The following is a 21,069-nucleotide window of genomic DNA, read 5'->3' on the forward strand; positions in this document are numbered from 1 at the left end:
TCAAAGTTGAACCGCGGTTAAATCATCCATCGATACTTACTTGTTCGGTTGGATTAGAAACTTATTCCTAATACCGCTTGAACCATTAAGTACCAGTTGCGTAAAATAGATGGCGCAAATTATACGCTATTTGTTTTAATTATTCCTAGATTAAGCCCGTTTTTTAGTAACACTATCGGTTATTAAAGAAATTTACTCTAGTGTCGACTGACTTCTATTAGCCACAGGTACATTACATGCAGCATCCCGCTAAACGGCCTATTCGAGGTAAGTCAAACAACAAGTCTAAATACAGCCGATCTCGACAAAAAACGCCTCAAGTGCCAGAAAATACCATTATTATAGCCTTTAATAAGCCCTATAACACACTCTGTCAATTTACCGGAGAGTCTGGCGATGAGACTTTAGCAGATTATATAAAGACTCCTGGAGTGTACGCTGCTGGACGTTTAGACAAAGACTCAGAAGGATTACTCATACTTACCAACAACGGTAAAATTCAACATCAGATTTCACATCCAAAATTTTCAAAGGTTAAAACTTATTGGGTTCAAGTCGAGGGAGAAATAACCTCATCAGCGCTTACTCAATTAGCCAAAGGCGTTAGTTTAAAAGACGGGATAACTCGCCCAGCAGAGGCCAAGCAGCTAACCCCAGAACAAGTTGAAAGCCTTTGGCCTAGAAATCCACCAGTACGATTTAGGCAGTCTATACCAACGAGCTGGATAGCCTTAAGCATAACCGAAGGTAAAAATCGTCAAGTGAGGCGCATGACTGCTGCAGTTGGCTTTCCTACCTTAAGATTAATTCGAATGTCTGTTGGAAATTGGGATATTGGAAACCTTATGCCCGGCGAATCTAAGCTACTAGATAGCCGTAAACTTTAGTTAACGGCTACCAGGTAAGCTAATGAGGCTGAGCGAGATAAAATTAAAACCAGTTAAGCTTTCTCGATTGGCGTGATTGGATCAAAATAATCCCACACCACAAACAAAGTAGAGTAAGAGACCATGGCGTATTACTGCCACCACCAGACGAACTCTGCGGTTGCTCAGGAGTTTCAACCGGTGGTGTGACAACCACTTCTTTCACGACTTCAATTGTTAAGCTTGTAGATGCTTGGTTGCCGGTATTATCAGTAATAGTTAACTGAATAGTTTTTGAACCTTCTTCTGAGAAAGTGTGTGATACAAGCGTTCCATTTAGAGTTTCTGTTTGATCTAGTGTCCAAAGATAAGAAGTAATGACTCCATCACTATCACTACTGGCGCTTGCATCGAACTCACATACCAAGAATGTACAACTATAATCTATTTGCGGTACGGGTGAGCTATTTTCAGCAACCATAAAAAACTTTGCACTTACAACGCCAGGTTGACCTGCTCGACTAAAGGCTTGGGTATAAAGAATGTGCTCTCCAACCGACAAACTTGAAACGTCAATATTAGTGCTAAATTCCTCAACGCCAGAACTTAAATTTCCGTCATTTTCTTCAAACTCAGGTAAGCCTGCAGTGTCGCTACCAATGGGTGAATCGATTGAATAAATGACTTTAGAAATGGTTCGATTATTACTGGAAAGTTTTGTCAGTGTAGCATTTGCGACAGCTTTTACATTTAATTGCCCCGACTTGGCTACTGTAACTAAAGACTCTGAGCCGTTTAGCTCAAGTTGAGTTACTTCTGGGCCACGCGCAAGCTCATAAGGCGCTGCCACAACTTTAGCCGCATATTTTAAAGCTTTAAAATTATCAGGTCTTACTTCATTTTGGTAAATACCACAGCTTTGAAAAAATGAGGTTCCCAATTCAAAAGTGATTGCCGCTACACCCAGTTCACCGTAACTGACATCATCACTGGTTCCATCTGTGGGATAAAGCCCTACACTTTGGGTAGGTGTATAATTGTTAAACCAAGCTAATTTATTACCCAGCGCCTTAAACCCAATGTCGTTAGGTGAGGTATTTCGGGTTTGGCCATATGGCCATAACACTAGTTCACTATAGCTATGCATATCGAGATGCAATCCCGGCTTATTCGTCGGCGCCGGATCTTGCTCATTCTCTCCCCTTTCGTCAGGATAAAGGCTTCTAATATAGTTTGAAACGGCAATCGTTTCAGGCTCAGACTCTGCACTAGGCCCTCGGTAAGTCGCATTACAAGGCTCACCACTAGAGCCATTGGCTGTTGTATTCCAAAAGAATGCAAAATTACGATTTAAATCAACCCCTACATCGCTTCCTGGGCAATGGTTTTGATTTGTATTCTTACGTTGATATACACCAGACTCAGCGATCTTACGTCCGTCCGGATTCATTTGAAAAAGAAAGTGGACTTCATGTTCGTTAATAATAAATCGACTATCAGCGTCAGTTGCGTAATCACCAAGCAGCTTTTCCGCGAACTCTAATGTTAATGCTGCAGTCGTAAGTTCTCTTGCATGCATTGCACTATGAATAAATAAAATTGGCTTGTCTTTAACAACTGCTTGGTTTGTGACTTTTAGCACCATTAAATCGTATCCACCCTGCCCGTTCGCTTTTGACCATGAGTCACCAATATCAATCCACTCAGCTAGGCCGGCATAATTTTGACTTAGCGCCTGGGCGCGAGCAAAAGTTTCTTCAACAGTTGGATAACATGGATACCCCGGAATGCCCGAAGCCTGGTTAGCACTTAATTGGCTTTTAGATTGCGCCAAGCTTTTTATATGTTGCTCATATTTTTGCTGCCACAGATCGGCTTTTTCAACTTTAAAACCAAAAGAACGCAATGACTCAATTTCGTTATTATTTAAATCTAAAATAATAAAGCCCTGCTGGTATTTAACTTCTAATACACCATGATGAAATGTTATTGCCGCTTTGTGCAGCATGCTTTCATTCTGATGAGATACTTTAAATGCTTGTGGGCTAGCCACAGAAGTTGATGCTGCATTTGGTTTAGTGAGGTTTTGCTGTTTATGAGCCAAAGAATTAAAACCAGCGCATTGATTAGCAAATATAAATAATACCGTAAAACTCAGGATCCGTTGTAACGCACTCATGTGAGCTTTCCTTAACTTAAAAGGTTAAATAAGATCCCTATACCCTAGATGAAAGCGCCAGTTAGCTGCAAGGTAATATTCCCACTATTCAAAGTTTATAGGGTAATTTGAGACTTAACTCATTTATTAGAGCGCGATTGTGTGTCGCTTCTTGCGCGCAAAAAGCTTTTATGGCCTGGTCAAATTCTAACGGAGTAAGATAATGATATGAGAGCGTCTCTACGGGCTCGAATCCGCGCTGTATTTTATGTTGGCCTTGAGCTCCAGCATCGAAGCGGTCGATTTGCTGCTCAATACAATAATCTATTCCTTGATAATAACACAGCTCAAAATGCAAATATTCATACTCTTTATCACTCCCCCAGTAGCGACCATAGAGTGTGTTTTCACCAACTAAAAACAATGCAGCGCCTATTATTTGTTGATTTTTTTCGGCCACAGACAAGATCAATTTATCTGCCATAGTCAATAATAACTGCTGAAAAAAAACACTATTTAAGTAGCCACTATGGCCACTGAGCTTTAAATAGGTTCGGCAATAATATTGGTAAAATTTATTCATTAATTGCGGATTAATTTCATCGCCTTTAATAACGCGACAATTAATTCCTTGTTGCTGCACTTTCAGCCGTTCTCGCTTAATGTTATTGCGATGCTTCTTACGACAACTTGCTAAAAACTGCTCAAAATTTTGATACTGACGATTAAACCAGTGAAACTGAATGCCGCCTCTTTGGGTCAGTTGCATGGAATTAAGTGTCTTGCTTAGCGCCTCACTAGGAAACAAGCAATGCCAAGAATGAACACAACTATCTTCCATATTAGTTTTAATAAATTTAATGATTTGAAAAGTAAGTTCTGGCTTATCTTGGAATCCTTCTAAGACTAGGATTCTTGGTCCCACAGAAGGTGTAAAAGGTACGGCAGCAACCCATTTAGGATAGTACTTAAGCCCTGCTTGGTGATACGCATTTGCCCACTGAAAATCAAAAACATACTCGCCGTAACTATGTAGTTTTTGATACATCGGCATCGCTGCAATAAGCTGATTATTGTGGTGAACGCTAATATGTTTGACTTGCCAACCAGATTCTTTACCCACCACCTTACTCTCTTCTAAGGCACTCAAAAATTCGAAGCGTGCAAAAGGGTAACCTTGGTGGTTTAGAGAATTCCAATCTAATGGTGAAATTGCGCTTATTGAGTCATTGAAGGCAATCGTATAATTTGGCTGCATTTAATCGGTATTTTCACCTAAAGTAATATCACATTGATATTAAGGGTTAAGCTGTGTCTATTGCAATAAAAAGCCGCTGTTTTTCCCTTGCTTTAACAGCTAGATCGATTAAACTTTGCGCTATTTAGCAGGCTATTACATAGCACAACAAAACAATTAAATTTTAATAGGGTACTTTTAGCCAATGAATAAAAGCATGTTAACTAACTTAATTGCTCTCATTTTACTCAGTTTAGGTTATATTTTTGATAGCACCTTAACGCTCTGTGCAGGACTTTTTGCGCTTTCAGGCGCGCTAACAAACTGGTTAGCAATACACATGTTATTTGAAAAAGTACCTGGTCTCTACGGAAGTGGCGTGATTCCGGCTCGATTCCAAGAGTTTAAACTAGCAATCAAAAATATGATGATGCAAGAATTTTTTAATCAGCAAAATATTGATCATTTTTTAACAAGCTCTCAAGGTTTTCAGCCACAAAAACAATTAACCCCTATCATTGAAAAAATTGATTTAGAACCCGCTTTTGAGCGATTAGTGAAAGTTATTATGGAGTCATCATTTGGCGGAATGCTAGGTATGTTTGGAGGTCAAGAAGCGCTCCTGCCGCTTAAAGAACCCTTCGCAAAAAATATGCGCGAATCCATTATAGAAATGATCAGCAGTGAAGAATTTTCAGCGCTACTTATTGAAGAAATAGAAGATCCTGAATCGCTCTTAGACATTCGCTCTAGCATTGAAAGCATTATTGAAGGTCGTTTGAACCAATTAACACCGCAACTAGTCAAAGAAATCGTACAAAACATGATCAAAAATCACCTAGGCTGGCTAGTGGTTTGGGGTGGTGTGTTTGGTGGCTTAATTGGTTTAGTTTCGGCAATTACCATCAACTTATAATCAATATAGCGGGTAAATATTTAGCATGTATAAAAACATTATTGTTATAGCCGCAACGCTTTTTTTGCTCGCCATTAGTAGCACCCTAGGTGCTAATGCCAATCAAACTAAACTAAAGGTTGCCGAGTCATTTAATATTTTAGCAATTAACGGTTCGCTTTACCAAAGCGGTTTAGTGAACCAAGAGCGAAACCTAAGCCTACGTTCTGGAATCAATAAAATTGTTATTGAGTTTGAAGAAGTATACGAAAGTGATGACGCAGATAACTTTGATATTGTTAAATCACAACCCATTTTAATCAGTGCCTATTTTGAATATAACCAAACTTACCTATTAAGGCTTATAAAGCCTGCGACTGCTTTAGCCGCAAGAAAATATATAAAACAGCCAATTTTTGAACTCGTTAAAGTTGAGTCTAATTCGGCACTTTCCAAAATTAACTTTAGCGCGCGAATTTTAAACAGTAATGCAGATAGCTTTTATATCCAGGAAACAAGGCTTAAACCAAACCGCGTACTCAATATTTCAAGCGAAACTGCCGAAGCCCAGCGCCTGCCTGTAAAGGCACCCCCAAAAGACGCATCAAAAAGCGCTACCGACTCGTTAACCTTGGAAAAACTTAATTATTGGTGGGATTTAGCAAGCGAGCAGGAAAAGGCCGCATTTTTAGCTAAAATTAAGCGCCCTGCTCAGGTTAATTAAGCGCTTTGCTAGACAAACACACTTATTCATTATTTTAACTGATAAAATAGGCTGTCTAACCTATTTAATTGTCCTCACAAGCAAGCTAAGCTAGACTCAGTAAGAACCACTTTATTAAGTAAGCAAAGTAACAAAACACTTGATGCTCACTCAATACATAAACGAGCTTAAAAACAAAGCAAACTAGCTAACCTAGGAGCATTTAATTGCAAAGCCAACTTATTGACCCACAAGGCCGTCAATTTCCGTATCTGCGCTTGTCAGTTACTGATGTTTGCAACTTTTCTTGCCAATATTGCTTGCCAGATGGCTACCAATGCCAATCAAAAAAGCATGAGCTCCAATTAAATGAAATAGAAAACCTAGTGATCGCTTTTTCTGAATTAGGCGTTAGCAAAATTCGTTTAACCGGTGGCGAACCGAGTGTCCGAAAAGACTTTTTAGAAATCATTAGGCTGATTAAAGCCATTCCAAATATAAAAAAAATTGCTGTAACCACCAACGGCTACAAATTAGAGCAGCATATTGAGTCGTGGCACCAGAGCGGTGTTGATTATTTAAATGTTAGTGTCGATAGTCTCGATCCCAAACTGTTTCATTCATTGACCGGTCACAATCGACTGCCCGCAATATTGGCTGGAATTGATAAAGCGCTTGAGCTTGGCTTAAAGCAAGTGAAACTCAATGCGGTGTTATTAAAAAATATAAACTCGCACCAACTAGATACCTATGCCAAATTAATCAAATACAAAGCACTCAGTTTACGCTTTATTGAACTAATGCAAACTGGCGAAAACTTAGCATTCTTTAACCAATATCATCTATCCGCTAGTGAACTTGAGCAAGACTTGAAGGCCCGTGGCTGGAAAAAGAAACCAAAAGCGAAAGACGCTGGCCCAGCCATTGAATATGGTCATTCAGAATTTAAAGGTACCTTTGGCGTTATAGCGCCCTACTCTAGCGATTTCTGTGATAGTTGTAATCGGCTGCGCGTCGCCTCCGACGGCAGCTTTCATTTATGTCTATTTGGTGAAAAAGGCTACAATGTAAGACACTTACTACAATCCAGTAGTCAAAAAAATAAACTCAAGCAATCGTTACATAGGCTGTTATTAAATAAAAGAAAGCAACATTTTTTGCACAATGGAGATTCAGGCGTTACCCCTCATTTAGCGTCTATTGGGGGTTAATTATGCAACTTAAAGATAACACCAACCACTTAATTAGCTTACACCAAGCTTTACGCATAATTGACCAATTAGAATTAAAACCACTTGCTGAACAAGTCTGCGAGCTTGACGAGATCGGCCATAGAGTTTGTGCGCAAACCATTTACGCTAAAGAAGACGTGCCAGGATTTACTAACAGTGCGATGGATGGCTTTGCCGTTAGCAGCCAAAGTACCTTAGCCGCTTCACCCGATAACCCAATAACGCTCAAAGTTATTGGTAAGTCAGCAGCAGGCGATAAAGCGCTAGCAAACTCAGTTACATCAAAACCTAACTGTACATGGCAATTAATGACCGGAGCACAAGTCCCAAAAGGATTCGACGCAGTCATACCAATTGAAGCGTGCGAGCTATTGATTAGCGAAAAACATAGCGAACGCGTTGAAAAAATAACAATTACCGCACCAATTTCTGCTACTACGAATATTCGCAGCGCGGCCAGCGACTTTAAAGCCAATCAATTACTATTAAATATTGGCGAAACTATAAACGCTCCACAACTCATGGCAATGGCAGCGACGGGTGTGAGCAAAGCGAGTGTTTTTGCTAAACCTAAAATAGCCTTTATTGCCACAGGTAAAGAAGTAATTGATGACGCTAACCTGACCTTAGAACCAAACCAAATTAGAAACTCAAGCAAATATTATATTAAAGACTGGCTGTCACATTTACCGATTGAATTTAACGATCTAGGAATCAACAAAGACGATCCGGAAAAATTTGAAAAAACACTCAGTGATTTAAGTCAATCTAATACCAATTTAATCATTAGTACGGGCGCGGTTTCGATGGGTGAGCATGACTTTATTCCGAAACTTATCAGCAAGCTAAATGGAAAAATCTTATTTCATAAAGTTAAAATCAAACCTGGAAAACCAATACTATTAGCTCAACTTCCCAGCGGCGTATTTTATTTAGGGCTACCAGGCAATCCTATTTCGAGTGTATTGGGTATTAGGTTGTTTGCATATCGTTTAATTGCAAAATGGTTACAACTAAAGCCTGAAGCTTGGCAGTCAATTAAAACGAATAACGCCTACCAAAACCACAGTGACTTTCACCACATATTAAAAGCACAGTGCAAACTCGAAGATTCTCAACTAAGACTACAACTGATGTCTGGCCAAGAGTCCTATAAAATTCAACCCATATTAGAATCAACGGGATGGGCTATTATTCCGCCTAAAACCAATGTAAACCCAGACGAAAGCATCGAGTATTTACAACAAATTCCAAATTGACAAAGCCCCTATGCGCCCTTTATCTATAAAGACTGCACGATAAGGCTTAACGATGAACATACTACGCTTAAATTACAGCATAACTAAACTTGGATTAGTCGTTAGGAGATTAATACCGAGAAACACGACCTACTCTAAATCGTTGTATTCAATTAGGTTAACCACCTCTTTAACATAGTCTTCTCTACGCTCAGAATAATTAATTAACCCCTGCGCTAGCACTTTGCCTGATAATCTTTTGGCATTTTCACGCATATTTTGTCTTAGCCGCCGAAATTCAGAGTAGGCATAATGCGAATTTAAATTTCGCATGTAACTTTTAACTGAGTCTCTCGGTGATTGAAATACTCTGACTTCATGACGCGCATTGGCAGCTCGCTTAGACGGAACCATGCCACAGCCTTTTTGATAGCACCATTGGCCAAATAGATTATTCGCTTCGGTGGCAAAGCGCGAAGTCCCCCACCCTGACTCTTTAGCAGCTTGTGCTAGCACCAATGACTCAGGAATAACGTCTATGCGCCGTTTTAATACCTTTAATATTTCAGCCGGTTTAGTTTTTTCTACGCGATAGCGTTTAGCCAATTTGTCTAATTTACGCTTAACCGCTTGCGCATGATGTGACTTTACTCCTTCAAGCTCAGACTCAATTTGCTCTAATAACGCCTGATCATACTTAATTTTAGTATTTTCCATGCGGATAATGGGTCTTAAATAATTAAAGAAGGCTTCTTTTTTTTGATTAACATCACGATGTTGAGAAAAGTCGGGCAAAGGCTCGTCAATATTAACTTTGGTGGGCTCTGGCGTACTTTGTGAGGTCCAATCATGCGCGTTAATTAAAACCATCACCAATATGGCAGTTATAACAAGACTCACCACTAAAGTATGGTCTTTTTGACTACTTAGTTTGTCCATTTAATCAACCTTCTATATAACACCGCAAAGCAGCAAAAATTTAACTCATTTACAATTTCGGCTGCTTGAATTACTGCTAGAACTCGAATCGCAATATTACAAGTCTCGTTATATTAAAGCGAGTTTTTGTGTTTTATTTAACGTTTTAATGCAAATTATCCAATTTATAAGCTTTTGTTTGGCTAAATTGTGTCAAATTTACGATTAATTACCCATTAATATTCATTATAATTCACCCTGTTGTTTAATTATAAATAATCATAACTATAGAAACACTCGGGGACCAAACATCGTGGCAATTCCAAAACGAAAACCAGGAAGACCATCTCTCTCAGAAAACGAAAAACAAGAAATTCGCGAAAATATTATTGAGATTGCTAGGGACTTATTTGTCAACGAAGGGTACGAAAACACCAGTATGCGTCGTATAGCGGCTCAAGCAGGCTTTGCCCCGACAAAAATATACTATTATTTTGAAAATAAAAAAGCCATTCTGCGCCACTTTTGGGAAGATATCGCTGAAGAGCTTTGGAAGTTTTGTAAACCGCCAGAATCTGTCATTAATCAAGGACCATTAGAAACGATTCGTCATTTAATGAACCATAATGTTAGATATTGGTTACTAAACCCTAAAAGCTATCAATTAGGCATTGCTACGCAGGACCATCGTGCAGATATTTCAGAAAACTTTGATGTCTACGCAGCGGAAGGTACTCGCCTTTATATTGAATTACTCCAATCTTGTGTTGAAAAGTGTATAAATTCTGGCGTATTTATTCTAAAAAACAAAGAAGTCGCTTCGCAGGTTATTGCTATGTCTGTATATGGCGCTTACGGCGCTTTTTATGGGCTTCCAACAGTAGACTGGGAAGACCGTGAAGTGCTAATTAGAGAGTCAATCGAAAACACGCTTAGGGGTTTACAAAGCTAAGCGAAATTTAACGGCTGTGTTTACTTAACAAGTCAGCAGCAAAAGTTTTTAATGGTTTCTCAGTTTATATATAGAAGCCTACTCCACATAAAGGTAAAATGGCGCGATTCTTATTTAACAATTGAAATAATATGCGCCTTTTACTTTTAAGCAGCTCTCGAGCCGGCAATTCAGGCTATCTAGAAACCGCGATTCCCGCTATTAACGAAAAACTTGATGGAATAAAAGAAGTACTTTTTGTTCCTTACGCTGGGGTTACGGTCAGCTATGATCAATATTTAAACATGGTTCAACAAGCACTAGCTCCGTCTGCTATAACAGTGAAATCAGTGCACCAGTTTGACGATCCCAAACAAGCTATAATTGATGCCGACGCAATTTTAGTTGGTGGTGGAAACACTTTTCGTCTATTAGAAAGGCTCTATCACTTTGACTTGATAGATACCATTTGTGATCAAGTGAAAAACAATACCCTTTATATCGGCTGGAGTGCAGGCGCTAACATTGCAGGACCTACCATAAAAACCACAAACGATATGCCTATTATTCAACCCGCAAGTTTTAACGCGCTTAAGCTGTTTCCTTGCCAACTAAACCCCCATTATATTGAGGGCAATCCACCCGGTCACAACGGCGAAACTCGCGAACAGCGCATTAACGAATACTTAACCTTAAACCCCAACGGTACTGTCATTGGGATCCCCGAAGGTAGTTGGATTTCAGTTGAGCAAGAAACAATCACGTATCACGGAAAAATAAACGGCGTTTGCTTTAAAGCAAGCGGCCGCCAGGCCATAAAGCCGAGCACCAACCTTCAACAATATTGGAATCACTAACATGAGTGAGAAAACAGATAACCTATTTTCACAGCCTAAGCCTGCGACTCCATTTAAGTTTGACCAACAAGTAGCCGAAGTTTTTCCAGACATGATTAAACGCTCTGTACCGGGCTACCCTTTAATCATAGAGCAAATACAAAAGCTCGCTGCTATTTACGTTAAACAAGGCGGCAATTGCTACGATTTAGGTTGTTCGTTAGGAGCTGCCAGTTTAGCTATGAGTAATGGTATTAGCGCGAGCAATGCCAAAATAATTGGAGTTGATAATTCGCAAGACATGCTGGAGCGCTGCCGGCAGCATATCCAAGTGTTTAAGCAACAAACTCCAATAGAGCTCGTTTGTGGCAATATTCAACAAGTACCCATGCATAACGCTGACATGGTAGTGATTAACTTTACTCTCCAGTTTATTCCGGTAGATGATCGCCAAGCACTTATTAAGCGGATATATGACGCTCTAAACCCCAATGGGATATTAGTACTGTCTGAAAAAGTCCAATTTGAAGACAAGATCACAAACGACTTAATGATTAAACTTCATCATCAATTTAAACGAGAAAATGGTTATAGTGATTTAGAGATTTCGCAAAAAAGAAATGCGCTTGAAAATGTATTAATCCCCGATACCATCGAAACCCACTATCAAAGAATGCATAATGCTGGTTTTAACTCTTACACCACTTGGTTGCAGCAATATAATTTTTTATCGATGATTGCGGTAAAATAATCCAAGCTTATATTTAACTTACTGTTTCAGAATTTACAGACTACTTTTATGATAAATTTTTCCCAGCTTTCTAATGACTTAGCTGCGTCAGGGTTAACAGACTGGTTCGATTATTTAAACAATGCGATTCAAAACCGCCTCGCAAGCTATACCCATGGCGAATTGCACCAATGGGAAACTATGCTCGCAGCGCTGCCTTTAATAAAACCAACTGAAATAGATTTAGTCGACCAAGTCAAAATAGGTACCCAGCAAGATTTAAACGAGCAGCTGACTTCCGCTCAACAAAGCGACTTTATTAGTGCACTTAAAACCCTCCATCCATGGCGTAAAGGACCTTTTCATCTTTTCGATACTCATATAGACACAGAGTGGCGCTCAGACTGGAAATGGGAGCGAATTAAACAATCGATTTCAAGCTTAAAAGGCAGAAATGTACTCGATGTTGGATGTGGTAACGGCTACCACTGTTGGCGTATGCGCGGTGCTGGCGCAAAAACAGTCATTGGAATTGATCCTTCACAAAAATTCTTAGCGCAGTTTGCGGTCATCAAAAAATACTTAGCTAATGAACCTGTTCACCTACTCCCGCTAGGCATAGAAGACATGATACAAAAGCCCACGCTAAAAGGCTTCGATAGCGTATTTTCTATGGGTGTTTTATATCATCGAAAGTCGCCAATCAACCATTTATTAGAATTAAAACAGTTGCTGGCACCTAACGGAGAACTGATTTTAGAGACTTTAATAATTGATGGTGATGAAAATCAAGTACTGGTCCCCCAAGATCGCTATGCACAAATGCGCAATGTTTGGTTTTTACCTTCGACTAAAGCGTTAGAGCTATGGCTAGCGCGCTGCGGCTTTAAACAAATCCGTACCATCGATGTAAACCAAACAAGCATTCAAGAGCAAAGAGCGACGGATTGGATGACATTTCATTCACTTGAAAATTACCTCGATCCCAAAAACCAGAACTTAACCATCGAAGGCTATCCAGCGCCTAAACGCGCCGTCGTTATAGCTAAACTTTAGGTTATAGGCTGTAACATCACAATCAACAATAATTGAGATAAAAAAAGCAATTAAGTGGAATTGAAGCCATTTCTAATATAACACTGTAATAAAAATAAATATTACCCTATATTACAACACCTTACCAACCATACTTAAAGTAATTAATTAAATTAAACTTAAAAGAAAAATTAATATTAACTCGCTAAATTCCAGTTTCATCATACCTTTCAACATAAACACTTTATTGTTAATATTCAATTAGTTAGCGCTACAATTTAAAGTAACCAGCAGAGAAGACAGTTTACTGACACTTTTACTTTTAGCTAATAAAACTAAATTAAGTCCAGTGGGCATTAAAATACCCATTAATATCTCAAACATTGGCGCTTTAGTGTGAACCTGTTCCTGTATTATTGGTTGTAGTCTTGTAAACTTACCTTTAATGAAAAGGAATGTGTTTGTTGTTCGGGAGAACGAATTAGCTTATAAGAGGCACCCGCTAATGCATTTAACGACCCAAGAATTACCAGTAGAAAATCTAGAGATAGGCATGTATGTGTCGCGCCTAGATGTGCCTTGGGTACAAACCCCCTTTCCTATCCAAGGTTTCTACATCAATAAACAAGAAGAACTCGATCTTCTTTCTCATTACTGCAACAAAGTTTATATCGACCAGTTTTTAAGCAAAGTCGACGTTAAATCAAGACTTTCACTAACGACAAGTAAGTCAGATACAAGTAAAGCTGTCGTTGATGCTCGTGTGCAGCGCTTAATGAATGAAAAGGCTCGTTTTAAGCCGCGCGTTGAAAGCTATAACATTACTAAATCGTTTAACCGTGAAATTAAATCGGCAAGCCAAATTTTCGACCAAATTACAGGTAACATGTCGTTAGTTTATAAAAACATGGAACAAAACGGCTATATAAACATCGCTGAGATCCGCTCTGCATCTTCAGCCATGGTAAAAAGCATTGTAAAAAACCCAAATGCGCTTGCTTGGTTATGCCGAATCAAAATTGATGATGAGGCGCTTCATCAACAAGCAGTTCGTAGCGCTATATGGGGTATTTTGTTTACTCGCCATCTAGGCCTTTCAAAACATGATATGAGAGATATTGGCACAGCACTCCTTCTGGCGCCTGTTGGTAAGTGCAAATTGCCTAAAGAATTATTAATCCGCCGTGAAACCAATGAAGAAGAAGCTTTATATCAGTCTCACGTTGAGCAAACACTTGAAGAAACGCAAAAAATCTTTTCTTCTAGTCACCAAGTTAATTATATTTTATCGGCCTATTGTGAACGTAATAACGCCAGTGGCTACCCTCGCCAGCTAGCTGGCAATAGAATCCCCTTTTTAGCGAGAGTAGCTGGTCTCGCCGATTACTATGAGCAATTAATTAATCCTTACCCTGGGATAGAAGCAATGACCCCCGCAGATGCAATTTCGCATTTATACAATAATCGCGGTGAGCTTTTTCAAAAGGAATTAATACAAGAGTTTATTCAAGCCATTGGTATTTACCCAACGGGTAGTTTAGTCATGTTAAATGACAACTCGATTGGTGTCGTTGTTGAACAGCCAGAAAAATCAAGATTACGTCCTAAAGTTGCTATCTTGAAAGACAGCATGAATATAGCTTTAGAGAAGCCTAAGGTAATTAATTTGGCTAAGCAAAAATCGAAGCAATGGTCAGCACCACTACTAATCGAGAAGAGTTTACAGAGTACTGCCGCAGATTTAGACACTAAATCGCTACACACTAGGCTGTTTGGTCAATCCTCTTGGAGCCAACTGTTTAATCGTTTTTAATTTAAATGAGTTAGCCTTCCTATAGACATAGGTTGTAAAAAACCTATGTCTATTAACATTCACACCGCTTTTTCTTACCTTAGTTTTACTAACAGCTAATAACCGTCCGAAAATAGTACTAATTGAACCCCTTGGATTGACCAAGGCGCACTCCCTCCAGTTGGGATAGGCATGGGCCGATATTTAAGCTTTCCGTTACTGTCTTTTTGGTTATTTAAGCAATTAACCATTAGATTAACAAACTCACTCGCTTTTACTTGTGTTTGCCAACTACGATATCCTTGCGGCCAAGTTAAGGTGAATTCTCGAGGACGAGTTCCACCATAACCTGGAACAGTCCCTAAGGATTTAAACATATCAGGTACTTGGCTAAACCCAGCCTCTACCAGCAAAAAGTCTAATCGAGAAATAATAGAAGTAGACACCCGTGAATTCCAACACACCATGGGTAAACGATTAGGCAATTCTTTAACCCAATGCGACGCAAAAGATGCTAACAGACTCCAACCGCTATTCATCTTAGCATCACTATTAATATCGCCAGCAATCGCAGCCTGCATGACTTGGTAAACACTTTCCCAGGTCACTCCTCGTTGAGGAACGCCAGCTTGCAGAAAGATTTCTTGAGCAGTTTTTACCGCGAGCTTTTTATCCTCTAGTGACCATTTAACGTTTTCCTCAATCGACCTTGCTAGAATCTCAGCGCGATACATCAGGGCATCAGCGGAATGCGATACTTGCATTAGTCCGTTACGAGGCTTGGGCCAAAAAAACGCTTCCAGTCGATCATGCCAACTACTAACGGCTTCGCCAACGGCATGTCTTTGATACATAGGCGTAAAAGGATCTTCTTCTATCCAGGCAACTATGGCACTTGCAAACTCATCAGCGCTAGCATCTTTAGCGGGCACGTATGGCGGGTAAATATCCTCGCCAATCACTTCAACACCGGCATCATCTAGCACTATTGGCTCGTTGCTAGGAGTTTCAATATCCGCTTGAATTCTTGCTTCAGCGTAAGAAGTAAATAAATCTTGCTCTAAAAAGGTTAAGCCATCCCAAAAATCTAAGGCTTGATCAGTTAATCGTGCTTCTGGCGCAGAGTCTTCGTACTCAATTAATTTAAGCATGTCTTGATTCATTAGAAAAAATGCCGAAGTTACCATCTCTGAATCACGGAATGACCAAGGAACCAACAACCGGTTAAGTACTTGAACGCTAAACCGTTGTTTTTGCTCAATTAACTCAAATAACTTAGCATTGCTAGTTACTAGTGGCATCGCTCCGCTACGCCACAAGTCATGCTCGCCAAAACGCTTAAACCAGACTTTCCACGCGCCAATATAGAGCGCTCGAGGAACTTGAAAGTATTCTGCATCGGGAAAAATTGTATTTTTCATTAAGGCTTCCTTTAACTAACAAAGCACAAACCAATCAGTGAAAACTCGCTAAATGACATAAGCGCATGTACTTTTTGTTATTATTAAATTTCTTCCAAACAGCTTAAAGTGAAAGAGCTAAAGATACTTCTATATTAAATAGTAACTACTAAATCATAGCGCAAACTTTATTAATTTTGGCGTGTAATTAGTAATTTTGAGCGAAAGGTTTCAAGATTTAACGTTTTTCTACCAGGTTATACACTTTAAGCAGCACTCAAATAGTGTCTTAACTAAAATAAATCAGTTAAAATACGCGCCTTTCATTATTAACGTTTCAAATTTACCCTATTTAAGGAGTTCACATGGAATTATCTGCACTTACTGCAATATCTCCAGCAGATGGTCGCTATGCCAACAAAACCCAAGAATTAAGACCAATATTTAGTGAATTCGGGTTAATTAAATACCGCGTAATTGTTGAAATACGCTGGCTTCAAGCGCTAGCTGATAATGGAAAAATACCAGAAGTCCCCGCTTTCAGCGAAGCGACTCAACAGGCATTAGAAGCGATAATTAGTGATTTTAGTGAATCAGACGCGCAACGAGTCAAAGATATTGAAAGCACCACAAATCATGACGTTAAAGCCGTTGAATACTTTTTAAAAGAAAAGACGGCCAATAACCAAGAAATCAGCGCAGTAAGTGAGTTTATTCACTTCGCTTGTACATCAGAAGATATTAACAACCTTTCTTATGCGCTCATGCTAAAAGACGCAGCGATTGTCTTATGTGATTATCAAGATAATATCATCAATAGTATTGCAGATTTAGCCCACCAGTACGCAGAAATTCCGCTGATGTCTCGCACCCACGGCCAACCTGCTTCACCGACTACTTTAGGTAAAGAAATGGCCAATGTTGTGGCTCGCCTGCAACGTCAACAAGCGCAGTTTGGTCGAGTTCAACTTATGGGAAAAATAAATGGTGCTGTCGGTAATTACAACGCTCACATTAGCGCATACCCAGAAGTCGATTGGCCTGCTTTTGCACAGGCTTTTATTGAAGGCTTAGGTCTTACATGGAACCCTTATACAACTCAAATTGAGCCCCATGACTATATCGCAGAGTACTTTGATGTTTTAACCCGCTTTAATACCATTTTATTAGATTTTGATCGTGACATTTGGGGTTATATTGCATTAGGGCACTTTAAACAGAAAACAGTCGCAGGCGAAATTGGCTCTTCCACCATGCCGCACAAAGTTAACCCAATAGATTTTGAAAATTCGGAAGGTAATTTGGGCATAGCTAATGCCCTATTCACTCACCTTGGCCAAAAATTGCCAGTATCTAGATGGCAACGAGATCTATCTGACTCTACCGCTTTAAGAGCACTTGGTATGGGCGTAGCCCACAGCTTAATTGCTTATCAAGCCACTTTAAAGGGAATTTCGAAGCTCGAAGTAAACCAAAAGTCACTAGCAGATGAGCTTGATGCTAACTGGGAAGTATTAGCTGAGCCAATTCAAACGGTTATGCGCCGTTACGGTATTGAAAAGCCATATGAAAAGCTAAAAGAACTAACCCGAGGCAAACGAGTAGATCAAGCCGGCATGCAAGCTTTTGTTGAGCAACTCGATTTACCAACAGAAGCAAAAGAGGCCTTAAAAGCACTCACGCCTGCAAACTATATTGGTAATGCCGTAGAACAAGCCAAAAATATTTAAATTTATAGGGGCTAATTTAATTAGCCCCTAGTTTCCTAAAAGCGTATTGGTATGGCTTATAATGCGATTAGATAATCACTGTGCTAAATGATTGCTGCTATGAATACTCAATTTTCAGCTAATACCTTCTTAAAACAATACTGGCAAAAAGCTCCAGCACTGTTAAAAAATTTTTTCGAGCCACCACCGAATTACCTGAGTGCTGATGAATTAGCCGGCATGGCTTTAGAAGAAGAAATCGAATCACGTTTAATCAGTTCTCATAACGCAGATTGGCAATTACGCCATGGGCCTTTTCTGGCGGAAGATTTCGCTAATTTACCAGAATCTCACTGGACTCTACTGGTTCAATCCGTTGATTACTGGATGCCCGAATTCAATAACTTACTCTCCTACTTTAGCTTCATACCGCGCTGGCGCTATGACGATATTATGGTCAGTTATGCGACACACGGTGGCGGTGTAGGCCCTCATTTTGACAACTACGATGTATTTTTACTGCAAACTCAAGGAGAAAGGCGCTGGCGTGTCGGTGCTAAAGGAGATACCCAACAACAAGTTAGTAAAATAAATGGGCTAGTTCATATTGGCGAGTTTGAGCCAGTAATTGACGTTATTTTGAAGCCCGGCGATATACTTTATGTGCCTCCTGACACACCACATTGGGGCGAATCTATCGGTGAGTCGATTGGCTATTCCATTGGTTATAGAGCGCCTCAAACAAAAGATCTAATTGGTGCCTTAGCCGAGCATTTAGAAAATGCGTGCCAAAATCAATTCTTTAGTGATGAATACCGCGCTAACGCCAACCCGTCGGGAAAGTTAGAGCCTGAACTCATTAAATGGGCCCAACAAGAATTAGTCAAGCTATCAGCTAACCCCAACTTAATTAAGCAAATATTAGGGCGCTCACTTAGCATACCTAAAATAGAGTCTTGCGCTGAGCCTAACTTGCAAAAGGCTAACCAATTAACCGATCAACAAGTTTGCCAATTGAGGCCAGAAATCAATGCAAACTGGGTTGCGATGGATGACTTCATCTTAGTCCATCTAGACGGAGAAACTTTCGAGTTTAAGCTTGAGCACCAGGGTATGGTCTCTGAACTGCTTACTGGAAAGCCGATAACGTATTTTTTAGTTGATGAAAAGTCGCCAGAATTTGCTTTTTATGAAACATTAGCTAGGATTATTAATAGAGGCTATATTAATATTTAAGTCTCTTCAACCTAAGCGACTCAGGTTATTACGATTATATGGCAAAAAGCGACTATCGGTTTGCACAAGTTAGTTGGGCTACCTCCGCGAACGAAATACTAGAAGTTCGCAAAAAAGTTTTTGTTGTCGAACAACGTTTCGATAAAGAAGTACTTTGCGATTGTTTTGATAACGACTGTTACCATATTCTCGCTTATAAAGGCGATGAAATCATCGCTTGCGGAAGGCTCACTCCAGACGGTCGGGTTAGTAAAATTGCAGTTTTAATTAACCACCGCGGAAGCGGCGTCGGCTCTAGCATTCTCACCCAACTCATTACGCTAGCCAAAAAGCTTAAAATAAAGAATTTAACTTTAAATGCTGAAACGGATCTAGTTCATTTTTATGATCAGCAAAGCTTCGAGGTTGATGGCCCAGTTTATATGAAACAAGGAATTCCCTATCAGCGCATGCGAAAATATCTCGCTTAACCCTAACTTCTTCTTCCTCTTAGTGACTCAATTTTTCTTTGCTTAAAACTGCCATGGTTAACCGAGCCGCGCAAATGCTTTTCCCTTTTTCACAACTAATCATAATATTCCAGACTTGAGTGCTTCGCCCTAAGTGAACAGCCGTCGCTTTAGCAAGCACCCATCCAGATCTAATCGAGCGCAGGTGGTTTCCATTCACTTCTAACCCAACACAGTAATGACTTTCATCTACCGCTAAATTCGCCGCAATACTGCCAACGCTTTCTGCCAATACGATTGAAGCGCCACCATGCAGTATCCCCATCGGTTGGTGAGTTTTAGAGTTAACTGGCATTTTGGCGACTAAGTAATCTTCGCCAAACTCAGTCAGTTGAATATTCAGCAACTCTACTAAAGTGTTTGCACGAGACATGTTCAACTGTTCAAGTGAAAAATCTTTTTTCCAAATCATAATAATTACATGCCTTGATTAGTGACGATTAAACTTGTCTACCCAGGCCATCCCTAGGGCTGAAATAACAAAAGTCAAATGGATTATTACGTACCATTTAGGATCGGCATTGGCAGGATCATCCATATTCATAAACTTTTGTAACAAATGAATTGAAGAAATCGCCACAATTGATGCTGCGACTTTTTGCTTAAGCGAACCAGAATCTAATTTTCCTAACCATGACAGTTTTTCAGTATTGTCACTAATGTCTAACTGAGACACAAAATTTTCATAGCCAGAAAACATAACCATAACAATCAACCCACCAACTAATGCTAAGTCGACTAATGACAAAGTTAACAGCATTAGGTCTTTTTCAGCCATGTTAAACAAGTCAGGAAGTACATGGTAGATTTCTTGGAAAAACTTAATACCTAGCATTAATAAGGTCAAACTAAGACCAATATAAATAGGTGCTAAAAACCAACGGGTTGCGTACATGATATTTTCAAACTTCTTTTCCACCGATGCTCTCCTCTGTTTACGGCCATCTATCGAGTTTGCATAGCTATTCTACGCAAATTTTATAACAATTATTAGTGTTACTTAATTTACTTTTCAGTTGAAACGCAGCAGCTAGCGCTATGCTTCCCTGTGGCTACTTGCAAGAATGCCGTTGATTACTCCATAATAGTAATTATCGATTAGCTAACATTAATCAAGGGTCGGCAGAATGAGCAAAGTAGATACCTTAAAAACAGAAAGCAATAGCGGCCAAGTTTTTCATAGCCTTAGCGATTTAAAAACCGCTACCCAAGAGCAGTTTTCTCAGGCACAAAAAAAGGTTCAACTCTATACCCCAAACCTTGATCCGCGAGTACTGAATGATCGCAGTTTAGAGTCCATCGCTAGTCGTTTTATACGCTCCAGCCGTTTTGCTCGTATTGACATACTGATAAAAGACGAATCCCTGTTACGCGGCGTCGACCATCGAATGGTGAGTTTAGCGCAAAATTTTTCTAGTTATGTAAAGATAAAAATCATTCCAAAAGATTTTCATGAAAATTATTTTGGGTTCTATCTATTTGATGGTAAAAATCTATTGTTTAGAAATCAATTTGAACGCTTTGAAACCGAATGTTTAGTGCTGCCAAACAGCAAAGTGAAGCAAATGTCGAAGTACTTTGATGAACTATGGCAGTCGGCAGCACCAGCAAGTGGACTAAGAGCGTTACATATTTAGTAACCTG

At 39.6% G+C, this 21,069-nt stretch carries 20 protein-coding genes; 14 read left to right on the top strand and 6 right to left on the bottom strand.

Annotation, left to right across the window (positions count from 1 at the left end; translation table 11 throughout):
* Positions 1 to 236: 236 nt before the first annotated feature.
* Positions 237 to 887 carry a pseudouridine synthase gene (locus ACUR5C_RS09015; protein WP_454464786.1) on the top strand — a complete coding sequence of 217 codons (651 nt, stop codon included), beginning with the start codon at positions 237 to 239 and terminating at the stop codon, positions 885 to 887.
* 43 nt (positions 888 to 930) lie between these two features.
* On the opposite strand, the gene ACUR5C_RS09020 is transcribed toward ACUR5C_RS09015, so the two are convergent.
* Complete coding sequence (locus ACUR5C_RS09020) at positions 931 to 3,045, bottom strand: M14 family zinc carboxypeptidase (RefSeq protein WP_454464787.1); 2,115 nt, start codon at positions 3,043 to 3,045, stop codon at positions 931 to 933.
* 88 nt (positions 3,046 to 3,133) lie between these two features.
* Complete coding sequence (locus ACUR5C_RS09025) at positions 3,134 to 4,282, bottom strand: GNAT family N-acetyltransferase (RefSeq protein ID WP_454464788.1); 1,149 nt, start codon at positions 4,280 to 4,282, stop codon at positions 3,134 to 3,136.
* Positions 4,283 to 4,466: 184 nt separating this feature from the next.
* Here ACUR5C_RS09025 and ACUR5C_RS09030 point away from each other — a divergent pair, with 184 nt between their 5' ends.
* The 4 genes from ACUR5C_RS09030 (at position 4,467) to ACUR5C_RS09045 (ending at position 8,350) form a co-directional block, all read left to right on the top strand.
* Entirely contained in the window at positions 4,467 to 5,177 is a 711-nt protein-coding gene (locus tag ACUR5C_RS09030; RefSeq protein ID WP_454464789.1) for a DUF445 domain-containing protein, read from the top strand.
* A 25-nt stretch (positions 5,178 to 5,202) separates the two neighbouring features.
* On the top strand, positions 5,203 to 5,880 hold the full coding sequence (locus ACUR5C_RS09035; protein ID WP_454464790.1) for a DUF2057 family protein: 678 nt from the start codon (positions 5,203 to 5,205) through the stop codon (positions 5,878 to 5,880).
* A 206-nt stretch (positions 5,881 to 6,086) separates the two neighbouring features.
* Complete coding sequence (moaA, locus tag ACUR5C_RS09040; protein ID WP_454464791.1) at positions 6,087 to 7,070, top strand: GTP 3',8-cyclase MoaA; 984 nt, start codon at positions 6,087 to 6,089, stop codon at positions 7,068 to 7,070.
* Positions 7,071 to 7,072: 2 nt separating this feature from the next.
* A complete protein-coding gene (locus ACUR5C_RS09045; RefSeq protein ID WP_454464792.1) occupies positions 7,073 to 8,350 on the top strand; it encodes a molybdopterin molybdotransferase MoeA in 1,278 nt (425 codons plus the stop codon).
* A gap of 129 nt (positions 8,351 to 8,479) precedes the next feature.
* Here ACUR5C_RS09045 and ACUR5C_RS09050 read toward each other — a convergent pair whose 3' ends face one another.
* Positions 8,480 to 9,268, bottom strand: a complete 789-nt coding sequence (locus tag ACUR5C_RS09050; RefSeq protein ID WP_454464793.1) for a glucosaminidase domain-containing protein — start codon at positions 9,266 to 9,268, stop codon at positions 8,480 to 8,482.
* A 292-nt stretch (positions 9,269 to 9,560) separates the two neighbouring features.
* Between ACUR5C_RS09050 and ACUR5C_RS09055 the strand changes: the two genes are divergently transcribed.
* From ACUR5C_RS09055 to ACUR5C_RS09075, 5 genes are all read left to right on the top strand, one after another.
* Positions 9,561 to 10,199, top strand: coding sequence for a TetR/AcrR family transcriptional regulator (locus ACUR5C_RS09055; RefSeq protein WP_454464794.1), 639 nt, complete (start codon positions 9,561 to 9,563; stop codon positions 10,197 to 10,199).
* Between the two features lie 131 nt (positions 10,200 to 10,330).
* Entirely contained in the window at positions 10,331 to 11,035 is a 705-nt protein-coding gene (gene pepE / locus ACUR5C_RS09060) for a dipeptidase PepE (protein ID WP_454464795.1), read from the top strand.
* A gap of 1 nt (position 11,036) precedes the next feature.
* The gene (gene cmoA, locus ACUR5C_RS09065) at positions 11,037 to 11,765 is read left to right on the top strand and encodes a carboxy-S-adenosyl-L-methionine synthase CmoA (protein ID WP_454464796.1); all 729 of its coding nucleotides are present in this window, start codon (positions 11,037 to 11,039) and stop codon (positions 11,763 to 11,765) included.
* A gap of 48 nt (positions 11,766 to 11,813) precedes the next feature.
* On the top strand, positions 11,814 to 12,800 hold the full coding sequence (gene cmoB, locus ACUR5C_RS09070) for a tRNA 5-methoxyuridine(34)/uridine 5-oxyacetic acid(34) synthase CmoB (protein ID WP_454464797.1): 987 nt from the start codon (positions 11,814 to 11,816) through the stop codon (positions 12,798 to 12,800).
* Positions 12,801 to 13,284: 484 nt separating this feature from the next.
* On the top strand, positions 13,285 to 14,592 hold the full coding sequence (locus tag ACUR5C_RS09075; RefSeq protein WP_454464798.1) for a cyclic di-GMP phosphodiesterase: 1,308 nt from the start codon (positions 13,285 to 13,287) through the stop codon (positions 14,590 to 14,592).
* A 95-nt stretch (positions 14,593 to 14,687) separates the two neighbouring features.
* Here the strand turns inward: ACUR5C_RS09075 and ACUR5C_RS09080 are convergent, their stop codons facing one another.
* Positions 14,688 to 15,992: a hypothetical protein gene (locus ACUR5C_RS09080; RefSeq protein WP_454464799.1), complete on the bottom strand. Its 1,305-nt coding sequence runs from the start codon at positions 15,990 to 15,992 to the stop codon at positions 14,688 to 14,690.
* A gap of 344 nt (positions 15,993 to 16,336) precedes the next feature.
* Here ACUR5C_RS09080 and purB point away from each other — a divergent pair, with 344 nt between their 5' ends.
* The 3 genes from purB (at position 16,337) to ACUR5C_RS09095 (ending at position 19,386) form a co-directional block, all read left to right on the top strand.
* Entirely contained in the window at positions 16,337 to 17,701 is a 1,365-nt protein-coding gene (gene purB / locus ACUR5C_RS09085) for an adenylosuccinate lyase (protein WP_454464800.1), read from the top strand.
* 99 nt (positions 17,702 to 17,800) lie between these two features.
* The gene (locus ACUR5C_RS09090; protein ID WP_454464801.1) at positions 17,801 to 18,916 is read left to right on the top strand and encodes a cupin domain-containing protein; all 1,116 of its coding nucleotides are present in this window, start codon (positions 17,801 to 17,803) and stop codon (positions 18,914 to 18,916) included.
* Positions 18,917 to 18,954: 38 nt separating this feature from the next.
* Entirely contained in the window at positions 18,955 to 19,386 is a 432-nt protein-coding gene (locus ACUR5C_RS09095; RefSeq protein WP_454464802.1) for a GNAT family N-acetyltransferase, read from the top strand.
* Positions 19,387 to 19,405: 19 nt separating this feature from the next.
* On the opposite strand, the gene ACUR5C_RS09100 is transcribed toward ACUR5C_RS09095, so the two are convergent.
* Positions 19,406 to 19,837: a hotdog fold thioesterase gene (locus tag ACUR5C_RS09100; RefSeq protein ID WP_454464803.1), complete on the bottom strand. Its 432-nt coding sequence runs from the start codon at positions 19,835 to 19,837 to the stop codon at positions 19,406 to 19,408.
* An 18-nt stretch (positions 19,838 to 19,855) separates the two neighbouring features.
* Complete coding sequence (locus ACUR5C_RS09105) at positions 19,856 to 20,344, bottom strand: TIGR00645 family protein (protein ID WP_454464804.1); 489 nt, start codon at positions 20,342 to 20,344, stop codon at positions 19,856 to 19,858.
* Between the two features lie 208 nt (positions 20,345 to 20,552).
* On the opposite strand from ACUR5C_RS09105, the gene ACUR5C_RS09110 reads away from it, so the two are divergent.
* Positions 20,553 to 21,062, top strand: a complete 510-nt coding sequence (locus tag ACUR5C_RS09110; protein ID WP_454464805.1) for a DUF7931 domain-containing protein — start codon at positions 20,553 to 20,555, stop codon at positions 21,060 to 21,062.
* The last annotated feature ends 7 nt before the right edge of the window (positions 21,063 to 21,069 follow it).

It is taken from the genome of Aliikangiella aequoris, from assembly GCF_053709105.1.